At 39.5% G+C, this 10,258-nt stretch carries 10 protein-coding genes; all 10 read right to left on the bottom strand.

Features of this window, described 5'->3' with window-relative positions:
- On the bottom strand, nucleotides 1-171 hold a 171-nt coding region (locus LBH49_01670; GenBank protein ID MDR0351337.1), incomplete at its 3' end, for an NAD(P)-binding protein.
- Between the two features lie 39 nt (nucleotides 172-210).
- Nucleotides 211-1,944 (bottom strand): single-stranded-DNA-specific exonuclease RecJ, encoded by a 1,734-nt coding sequence (gene recJ / locus LBH49_01675; protein ID MDR0351338.1) that lies wholly within the window; start codon nucleotides 1,942-1,944, stop codon nucleotides 211-213.
- A 28-nt stretch (nucleotides 1,945-1,972) separates the two neighbouring features.
- Nucleotides 1,973-4,489 (bottom strand): protein translocase subunit SecD, encoded by a 2,517-nt coding sequence (secD, locus tag LBH49_01680; GenBank protein MDR0351339.1) that lies wholly within the window; start codon nucleotides 4,487-4,489, stop codon nucleotides 1,973-1,975.
- Between the two features lie 33 nt (nucleotides 4,490-4,522).
- Nucleotides 4,523-4,819, bottom strand: coding sequence for a preprotein translocase subunit YajC (gene yajC / locus LBH49_01685; GenBank protein ID MDR0351340.1), 297 nt, complete (start codon nucleotides 4,817-4,819; stop codon nucleotides 4,523-4,525).
- A gap of 72 nt (nucleotides 4,820-4,891) precedes the next feature.
- Nucleotides 4,892-5,812, bottom strand: a complete 921-nt coding sequence (locus LBH49_01690; GenBank protein ID MDR0351341.1) for an ABC transporter permease — start codon at nucleotides 5,810-5,812, stop codon at nucleotides 4,892-4,894.
- An 11-nt stretch (nucleotides 5,813-5,823) separates the two neighbouring features.
- On the bottom strand, nucleotides 5,824-6,804 hold the full coding sequence (locus LBH49_01695) for a hypothetical protein (protein ID MDR0351342.1): 981 nt from the start codon (nucleotides 6,802-6,804) through the stop codon (nucleotides 5,824-5,826).
- An 86-nt stretch (nucleotides 6,805-6,890) separates the two neighbouring features.
- Complete coding sequence (locus LBH49_01700; protein MDR0351343.1) at nucleotides 6,891-8,294, bottom strand: Mur ligase domain-containing protein; 1,404 nt, start codon at nucleotides 8,292-8,294, stop codon at nucleotides 6,891-6,893.
- The gene (locus LBH49_01705) at nucleotides 8,291-9,331 is read right to left on the bottom strand and encodes a 3-oxoacyl-ACP synthase III (GenBank protein MDR0351344.1); all 1,041 of its coding nucleotides are present in this window, start codon (nucleotides 9,329-9,331) and stop codon (nucleotides 8,291-8,293) included. The genes LBH49_01700 and LBH49_01705 overlap by 4 nt, the downstream gene beginning before the upstream one ends.
- 44 nt (nucleotides 9,332-9,375) lie before the next feature.
- Entirely contained in the window at nucleotides 9,376-9,744 is a 369-nt protein-coding gene (locus tag LBH49_01710) for a hypothetical protein (GenBank protein ID MDR0351345.1), read from the bottom strand.
- A gap of 56 nt (nucleotides 9,745-9,800) precedes the next feature.
- Nucleotides 9,801-10,258 (bottom strand): S1C family serine protease (locus LBH49_01715; GenBank protein ID MDR0351346.1); only part of this gene is annotated, 458 nt, incomplete at its 5' end.

Here is a 10,258-nt window from a genome sequence, read left to right on the forward strand (position 1 = left end):
ATCTATTCTACGGCCTAGTCTGTTGTAAAAACTATTAAGTCCTCCAATGTCGTAATGTTTTTCGAGCAGCAGAACCTTTTTGCCGAATTGAGCCAGCCTTATGCCAGCAGCAAGACCAGACAATCCCGCCCCTATGATGATCGAATCGTATTTATCGGAAATAATAGACATCGACTAAATTATCTAAATTTTTGTTAAAATTTGCAAATATTATTTAACATACTGCCAATCGACAACAGTAAGTTGTATTCTGTTGAAATTATTCCAGCTATCCAGGCCAATTTTGACGAGCATATCAAAGGATTTGTTTAGTTCAGGCATGTTATTCGACATATTCCAAGCTATGCAACTAATACATAAATTGTTTCTCCCGAATAGGTTAAATTTAAAGTGATTTTTGTGAATACCGAAGGTTTCGGGATCGGCCATATGTACATTTCTTAGGCAAAAAATTGGTTCATCGTTTTTCTGGCCATAGGGCTGTAGTTGATCCAGTTCCAGTATCAATTTATTGCATAATTGCTTTGAATTTAATTCACATACCACATTTATAGTCATCTCGATTTCATCTAATTGGTAGTCGGCAATGGCTTTGCAAAAATCATTGCGGAACTGATCTATTTTTTCCATTGACAGCGATATGCCTACGGCGAAGGCATGGCCACCCCAGGTTTCAATATTTTTTTGACATTTCGATATGATATCCATGAGGTTGTAAGGGTGAATGCTGCGCCCAGAACCTTTGGCTAGTCCGCGTTCCTTTCCCAAAACAATACAAGGTTTATTGTAATCGCGGCAAAGTTTTCCTGACACAATGCCCACGACGCCGGAATGCCAATTTTCATTATAGAGCACAATGCCCGGAGCGTTTTGGTAATTCGTATCGACAATTTTTGAAGCCTGGGCAGTGATTTCATGTTCTATTTTTTGCCTTTCTTTGTTCATTGTCTCGAGTGTTGCAGCCAATTTTTTTGCCAATTTCATATCGTTGGACAGCAACAATTCCACCGGCAGAGACGCATCCGATAGTCTACCGCAGACATTTATTCGCGGAGCTAGTTTAAATGAAACATCCGCGGAACTTAGCTTTTCTTTATTTCGAATGCCGGACTCTAGGCATAGTGCTGCCAATCCTGGCCTTTTTTTTGCCGCAAGATTTTCCAGCCCAAATTTTGTGAAAATTCTATTCTCTCCTTCCATGGGAACCATATCAGCGATGGTACCAAGGGCTACAAGATCAAGATAATTACTGAGTTTTATATCAAAAGCAACCCTGTCTTCAGCTGCTCGTCGTAGCTTCAGAAAGGCATGCATAAGTTTGAAAATCAGTCCAACGGCACACAGATTGACGGCATCGGTGTTATTAACCGATGGGAAGATATGCGGATTTACCAATACGCATCCATTAAAAATTTCGCCATTGGATATATGATGATCTATCACAATCACATCTATGCCAAGCAAGGTTAAATCTCGAAGCTGCTTTGCACAATTTGTTCCGCAGTCTATGGCCACCACTAGCTTTGGATTTGATTCGGCCAACATTCGGTCAACTATTTCATCCGAAATGCCATAGCCTTCGGTAAACCTCCTGGGAATGAAAAATTTCGGAAACCTGTTGAATCGATGCATGATGGTCAAGAACAGTGACACTCCGGTTATACCATCCACATCATAATCTCCAATGACACTGATTTCTGAATGAGCTTGGATATGCTTATCGAGTAATTTCACTGCTGAATCCATGTTTACTATGAGAAAAGGATCAGCCACATTGGCCAGCTTTGGGAAAATAAACCTAGCAGCATCGGTTTCATTCGATATGCCATTGCTTACCATTACCGTAGCCACAACCTTATCTATGCCGAACCGCCCAGATATATTTTTTACAAGATGCTCGTCTACTTCCGCAAACTTCCAGCGCGACTTTTTTTGCTCAACCAAATTAAGTTTCTATTATAATTTATTTCTATTATATGATAAATTTTTCATTTTTTCCACTTTTTTTATTTTTTTCATCTGGATCAATGTGTTGGCGATCTCCTTTGTGCCATAAAAATAATACCGGAGAGGCAATGAAAATGGATGAAAATGTGCCCGTGACAATGCCTATCATAAACATGAGCGCTATGTTCTGTACCACTCCAGCTCCAAAACAAAACAGAGCCAATGCCGAAAGAAATGTGGTAAGACTTGTCAAAATTGTGCGCGACAATGTCTTATTGATCGATAAGTTTATCACATCACCCAGTGATAGGTCTGGATTAAGGATCAGTTCTTCGCGAATTCTATCGAATACGACGATGGTATCATTGATTGAATAGCCAATTATCATCAAAATCGCTGCAATCATCGGCGATGAGAACTGTTTGCCGAACATTATATAGATTCCAATGGTGGACATGATGTCGTAAAGTGTTGATACTAAGGCTCCTATGCCAAAGCCAACTTCGAACCTAAAGGCTATATATAGCACGATGCAAAACAAAGCTATGGCCACCGAAAGCAGGGCATTTAACCTTAGTTCACCGCTAACAGATGCACCCACCGTATCTTTTTTTATGATGGAGAGATTTGTTTCGGGATATTTTGCTTTTAAAGATGATATTAATGCTTCGCCTTTGCCTTCTTCTGTCTGTAGCTTAAGTATTTCGCAGTCTTCACCGAGGGCTTTCTGGTATGTGGCTCCAACTTCACCGATGTCCATTTTTTTTGCCCGATGCTCTATGTCCTGAATGGCAATTTTTTCTTCAAAGGAAACGGTGATTTCATCTCCGCCAGAAAAGTCTATGCCATAGATATTTTTACCACGGTAGGCTGTGCTGATCAATCCGGCGATGATAATCAAACTGCAGGCTATGGCCGACCATTTTCTATATTTCATGAAATCAATATTGGTTTCTGGAAAGAGCGATTTGGGTAGCAATTTTTTCCATCCAAGTTCAATAAATGCTTCGGTTACAGCACGACTGAGAACTAGGGCACAGAACATGGTTGCGAAAATTCCTATGGATAGAATTATGCCGAACCCTCGGACTGGTCCGGTACCAAGCCAAATCAATATCAGAGCCACAAGCAATGTGGTTAGATTGGCATCAAATATGGTGGAAAATGCTCTATCATAGCCATGGGCCAAAGCAGCTTTGATACTTTTTCCTAGCTTTAACTCTTCTCTAATTCTCTCCAAAATAAGGATATTTGCATCGATGCCCATGCCTATATTTAAAACCAAAGCGGCGATGCCTGGCAAAGTGATAGTGGATTTGATCATGGCCATGACGGCCAAGGTGATTAGAGCATTAATCAATACGCTGACTACAGCTATTAGGCCGGATATTCTATAGTAAATGACCATGAATAGGACCACAAGAGAAATGCCTGCTATCGAAGCATTTATGGAGCTTGTCCTTGCATCTTCTGCCAAAGATGGGCCGATCTCATTCATTTCGGCAAGTTTGAGTTCAAATTCCAGTGGGTTGTTCAGTATATTGGCCAATTCGATGGCATCACGTTGAGAAAATGAGCCAGAAATACTTGCCCGACCTTCGCTGATTTCGTTTCTAATTACCGGCGCCGAACATAGCTTACCATCTAATACGATGGCAAGTGGTCTATTTATATTGGCCTTGGTTATGGCGGAAAATTTTTTCGTACCTTCATCGGTCATGGTAATGCCTATTTCATAGCTACCAAACTGATTAATGGCAGGTGTGGCAGATTTTATAAATTTGCCAGTTATTTCAGGTATGCGTTTGACATACATGGGTACATGGATCATTTCACCGGTTTTTTTGTCTTCATACTCTTCCACAAGCAATTCATAGCCTGGAGGAACATCGCTATCGGTAGCGGATTTTGGATGTAGACTAGGGTGGACCAACCTAAATTCTAGTTTTGCCGGTTTTTTGATCGCATTAACTATTTCTGGATTATCCTGGGTTGATAGGCCAGGTAACTGTATTTCAATCTTATTGGTTCCATGGCTACGGATGATGGGCTCAGACACGCCAAGGCTGTCCAAGCGTTTACCCATTATCTGGATGGCTTTATCGAGATTTTCCAAGGCTTCTTTACTTTTGCTGGCCCTTATTTCATCGGAGGTTTCTAGAATGAATGAAATGCCACCCTGCAAATCCAATCCTTTGCGCAATTTGCTGTGGGTTTCGTTTAGTATCGCACCCAGTATTATGGAATTTTTCTTTTCCAGGTTTTTGACATCGGCTATGTTCAGATCGCTGAAATATTTAGAAAGATCCAAATGTCTTTCCTGTGCAATCTTTTTTATGGCAACAAATAAACTTGGTATGTGTTCCTGCCCAGTGATTTCTTGGGCATCTATCAACAGATTGGCAAATTCCTCTTTATGGGATGTGGCTCGATCATGGATGTATTCATTGAACGATCGATCATTGATCGGTATTAAACATAGAAGCGATATCACCAATACCGCTGCCCCCAACATTAATTTTGAAATTATATCCCTAGTCATGATTATAAAATAATAACATTTGAACCAATCATATTAATCCATTTTTGTGTGTACAAACGATTTATGTAATTCAATATTCACTCCATTCGCTATCTCCACCACAAATATGCTGTCTCTAACCTCTTGTATTTTGGCGAATATGCCAGATGTTGTCAATATGCGATCGTTCTTTTTTAGAGTTTTTAACATTTCCTCGTGACGCTTTTGTTTTTTCCTTTGAGGAGCAATCAGCATGAACCATAGGCCTATAAAAAATAAGGCGTAGGCTATTAATGGAATGGCAACTCCAGGAGATTGTTGGCTAACAACTTGATCAAGTATAACATTCATGATGTACTTCAGTTGCTACTGATCAATAAAATTTGTTCGATTACTGCAAGATTCTTTTCCAAGATTCTTTCATTATAGGCTTAATTTTTGTCGTGGATTTAGCCAAACCTGGATCATATCTGATAAAGTATTAAATACTACAATCAGTATGGCATAGAAATTTACGATCCCTAAAATCATGGTGTCATCTCGGTTGTAGATTGCATTGACAAACAGTCTGCCCAGGCCAGGTATGTTGAACACTACTTCAATGGCTATGGCTCCACTCATCAAGCTGGCAAATGCTGGACCTAGAAATGCAATCACCGGCTGAAGGCCATTGCGTAGCACATGGACGAAAAAAATTTTTCGATGAGAAAGGCCTTTGGCTTTGGCTGTGGTTACATACTGTTTATTTAGCGCAACAATGAGGCCATCTCTGGATAATCTGCTTATATAGGCAGTATAAAATATACCAAGGGTTATTGATGGCAGAAACTTATTGCTGAAGTCAGACCAACCTGAACCTGAAAAAAGATTTAGTTTTATAGCAAAAATATAGGCCAAAATTGGCCCCAAAACAAAGCTAGGAAGGCATATGCCGACGCTCGAAAGTGAAGAAAAAAATACATCGATCTTAGTATTGCTATACATGGCTGAAATGGAGCCGAATAAAATTCCGAAGATGATTGCTATGATCATCCCATAACAGGCCAACTCAAAACTTATGGGTACCTTGCTCATTACCAACTCAGTCACGTCCCAGTCGGTATATTTATAGGATGGCCCCAGGTCTCCATGTAATAAATTTTTTAGATATTGTAAATATTGTGTTAGTAATGGCTTGTCGAATCCATAGTACTCATCTAAAGATTTTCTTACAGATTCAGAAAGTTCACGCTCTTCGTCAAAGGGGCCACCGGGTACTGTCCTAACCATAAAAAAAGTTATGGTGATTACTATAAAAATTACTGGGATGGAAAAAAATGTTCGTCGCAGAAGGAATTTTAGCATGGGCGTCAGTGTTATATGAAAATTTTATTATAGTAGCGACTTCTCAAATTGGAAATTAATTTATCATAAATTTCTTCGTTGAGTTTTTTGGATATCCTTTTTTCTATATCATTGGATGCTTCTTGGAGAGTCAATTGATAGGCTTCAGATAGGCGTTTATTGACCCTAACCATGAGGTAGTACTCCTTAATTTTTATAGGTTTCGTCACCATTCCTTCGGAGATGGTGTTAGCTTCTTTGCGCAATTCCTCCACTATGTCTTTCAAAAGAACCTTTCCCAATGGAGTTATCTTTACATCGCATTTATCGGAATATTTTTTTATTATCACATCTTGATTTTCTTTTTTCGAAAATCCATTGAAAATATCATTGATCATATCATCGATGTCCTGGCAATTTTTTTTTGGTAGAATAGCGATTTGAGATATGTCCAGTTCGGAATCTTTCCAAAAATCTTTATAATTTGCATCGTAAAACTCTTTAATTTGCAATGGGCTTATTTCAAAATGATAAACGATTCTCTGGTGTAACATGAAACTGGATATTTCATTTTTTTGAAGGTCATCTTTAAAGGTTCTGATGGATCGACCGGTGGTGTGACGATAGTTTGAAAAACCTATTCTATCATTATTAAAATTTTTTTTGAGAATTTGGTCGAATTTTTTATCCTTAAAATTTTCCGGTGCTTTTCCTTTCATTTTTTCGAATTCCTTGGATAGTAGCTCCACATCTATTGTATGCTGAAGTATATTGTGGCCAATTTTATCTATCATAGGGCTGTCGTAGTTGTATTTTCCATTGGTTTCTTCGGCCAATTGAATACCTATCTGCCGCGATGTGATCGCCTTAGAATTGACTGCGCCCACCATCTGATTGGTATACACGGTGGTGGATTTATATGGTGATATTAATTTAGATTGTAGTGTTATGGCCGATGTAAAGACCGTACAAAATCCAAACATCACCCCTGACATGTAAAAACCTGATTTCATGATATCTGGATAGGTTTTATTATAATATAACAAAAAAGAAAGACAAAACTGATTGTAACGCTATGGTGACCTAAAACTTATTGTTACTAATTATGTTGGGTAAAATTTTTAACAAATTTTTTTGCTATGTTTCCGAAGCTACCATTGGAGAGAAAGGCTAGGGTGGTGGCTTCTTTGAATTTCATCTTTTCCAGGGCATACAAGATTTCTTCGCTGCTGGATGCTTTGGCATCTATGCCGATTTTTACAAGATTTTCTGCGAGTTTCGGTGTGTCCAATGTGGTTTCTCTGGTTTTGAATGCATTGGCGATGAATACAGCATCGGCTCCGGCGAAGGCATCGACAAATTCATTTTGGAATGCATTGGTGCAGGCTGTGTTACTTCTCGGCTCAAAGCAAGCTATCAGTCGACGGCCAGGATATTTCTGCCGTAGACATTCCAGGGTTGCTTTTATGGCAGTGGGGTGATGGGCAAAATCATCGATTACCATTAGATTTGCATTGGATAGCAGTACTTCTTGGCGTTTTTTTATACCTTTAAAGCGCTGCAAACAACTTACATCAACGTCGAGGGGATTGCCCGAAAGAGCTATTCCCGAAGCAATAATTGCCATTAGGGCATTGCGTGCATTATATTTACCAAACAGACCAGAAATTATATGTATTTTTTTGCCAGAAATTTTTTCAATTATATCGAAGCTGGTAAAATTTTCGGAGGTGGAAAAATGTTTCAATAGGTAGTCATTGTCGTCATTTTCTCCAACGAATATGGGGTTGATCCACGCCAAAGGAAACATGGATCTAATGTTTAAATCATCACCATTAGCAATTACATAGCCATTGGATGGAATTATTTTTAATAGATGATTGAAAGATCTTTTGATATCCTCTAGGTCGCGAAAAATATCACCATGGTCGAACTCCAGATTGCCAATGACAAGAATATCCGGTGCGTAGTGAATGAATTTGCTTCGTTTATCAAAAAATGCTGAGTCGTATTCATCTCCTTCTATCACAAATGGATCATTTTCATTGCCCAGGGCACTGCCGTAGGAGAAATCGATGGGAACACCACCGATCATATGGCCTGGATTTAGTCCATTATTTTTTAGTAGGAATGTGGTTAATGCTGTAGTGGTTGTTTTGCCATGGGTGCCAGTGAGAACAATGCTTTGACGTTTTTTCATTATCTCTCGGTGGATGAATTCTGGCAAGGAATAATATGGTATCTTCTTGGTTGCCAACAACCATTCCACTTCTTCGTTGCCTCTGGCTATGGCATTACCCACAATGACCGCCGTTGGATTTATGGCTTCCAATCTAGCGGCCGAGAACGAATCATAGATGTCAATTTTATGCTCATTTAATAGGCCGGCCATCGGTTGATATAGTGTTAAATCTGAACCACATATATCGTGGCCAAGTTTTTTTAATAGCACAGCTACGTTACCCATAGCTGTCCCTCCAATGCCAATGAAGTAGATTTTCATAGCTGAATTCCGATTATAATTGAGCTCAATCCGCTGCCTATTCCAAGTAACGCGCATTTTGAGTCACTTTTTACCTCACCGGTGGCCAACCCAAGAGCAAAGGTGATGGGTAGGGCTACTGAACCAGTATTGCCTAAATATTGATAAGTCGAAAAATCCTTGCTTGGATCCAAATTTAGTGTTTCGTAGAGTTTCATCATGTGTCTTCTACTTACTTGATGACATAAAAATTTGTCAACTATTTTGTCATTCCAACCAGACGATTTACAAAATTTTTTCCAATTCGCCAAAGCAAGTGCCACACCGGCATTTAGTAATTTTTCAGCTTCGGTCTGCATGGTCAGTGAATTGTCAAAAACATCTCCTTCACATAGTTTACAAGCGCCGGAATTGATCAATAGGTTCGCATACTTTATTCTAGGACTTTTTGGCGATAGCGAACTATGACATAGCAACGCCGCCACAGCTCCGGAGCCTAGTGTCAAATTTGCAAAATATGGTTTGATCTCATTTCTGCTAAAATTCGATGAGTTAAGTTTCTCTATGGTATTGTCTAGCACAGGTTTACCGTCTTCACCGGAAACTATCAATGCACATTTTATTTGGCCGGACTCTATCATACCTCCGATGATGAGCATGGCATTAAGAAATCCCAAGCAGGCATTGGATAGGTCAAAAAATTGTGTGTGTTCGCTGAGGTCTAAAATATTATGGACATAGGCTGCAGTGGCTGGTTCGAGCCGATCTCGACATACCGAAGAGTGAATTAGTAGGTCCAGGTCATTTTTTTTTAAACACGATGAACCTGAAGCAAACAATTTAGCGGCAGCTTCGGCACTGGCTTCGGATGGTTTTTTATAGCCGTTCCAAAAGCGCCGTTCCTTTATTCCTGTCATTAATTCGAGCCGACCATTTAACAACCCAAGTCTTTTATAGGTTCTATACAATCGATCCTCTATCGAAGCCGAAGATATGCATTCCGGTGGCAATATGTAGGCCATGGATTCGATGGAGACATTTTTAAAGGTAAAAAACATTGGACTAGGACGCTAATGCCATGGCCCAGAAAAACAATCCAAAACTAATCAAGAGATATGCGTTCTGCCTTTAGAATGCTATTCCTGTCTTCATGGCGTACTTCACCAGAAATGACAACTTTTCGGTTGATAAATCTGAAAAGATCGCCAGCCTGAACACTATCCGATGGTTCCACATACAAAACCCTTGTGCCATTGGATCCTACGAGCTCATAGGGAGTTTTGGATTTAAATAATCCAAGTAGTCCAAAAAGAAATTTTTTACTTTTTTTTAGAGTGCCAGCATAGGATAGGTTTTGGCCAGAATTGATATGAGTTTCGCTGCCTATGCTATAATTATTGAATTTTGTAGCCATAGAATCATCCAGACCAAATATAAATGCAAAACCTATAACTAATATAATTTTCCACATGCTACATATATTTTATTAATGAAGGAAAATATCAAGAAAAAGTTTTCATTTTTTACTTAGTTGAAATGGCTTTGGTCATCTAGTTTTATCGGCAATTGCAATGGATTGCCTTTCCTTATAATGTCTATGTTGATGACATCACCGGGCCTCAGAAGAAACAGTGAATTGGCAATATCTCCCACATTTAAAATTTTGTTGCCGTTGATCGAAGAAACCATATCATCAACCAATATGCCAGCTTTTTCTGCTGGTGAATCCTGTTGAATGCGCGATACGAGAATCTGAATGCCGTTCTCTGGCGTGTATTGTTGATGGACAAAAAATCCTGCAGTGCAATGAGATACACTTCCAGTTTTGATTATGTCACTGCAGACGCGATCCAATGTCCAGGCTGGCATGACAAAGCTTGAACGCATATCCGGCAGAGAGGCCATCATGACGCCGGCTAACATGCCATTGGCAGAAAATACTGGCGAACCGGTTTCTCCGCCATCTATGGGAATGTTGGTTCTGG

The organism is Puniceicoccales bacterium (assembly GCA_031255005.1).
In the GTDB taxonomy this organism is placed as follows: Bacteria; Verrucomicrobiota; Verrucomicrobiia; order Opitutales; family LL51; genus JAIRTH01.